Origin of the sequence: Mesorhizobium sp. M1A.T.Ca.IN.004.03.1.1 (assembly GCF_003997555.1) — a bacterium.
In the GTDB taxonomy this organism is placed as follows: Bacteria; Pseudomonadota; Alphaproteobacteria; order Rhizobiales; family Rhizobiaceae; genus Mesorhizobium.
This window is the reverse complement of sequence record NZ_RZTV01000797.1, coordinates 1-249: the sequence shown is the minus strand read 5'-3', so window position 1 is coordinate 249 and position 249 is coordinate 1. Positions and strand designations below refer to the sequence as shown.

The window sequence follows — 249 nt, the reverse complement described above, 5'->3', positions numbered from 1 at the left end:
TCGCCACGTTCGCCGTTACGACTATGAGTTTCAGCAGGACAGACTGCCGAAGCGGCTCCTTCTTTCGAAGTATATGCGTAACAAGAGGACGGATCATGGCCACCAATGTCGTGCGGCACTGCCAACAAGACGATCTCATGAAGCAGAGAGTGTTGATCGTCGAAGATGAATTCCTGATCGCGCTCGATCTCGGCGCGACGGTGGAAGGCATTGGCATGCAGGTCGCCGGCCTTGCGAATGACCGCGAAC

At 55.8% G+C, this 249-nt stretch carries 1 pseudogene; it reads left to right on the top strand.

The annotated features are described in order from the left end of the window. Positions 1–95: 95 nt before the first annotated feature. A pseudogene (locus EOD29_RS33850) lies at positions 96–249 on the top strand (response regulator); the annotation flags it as partial.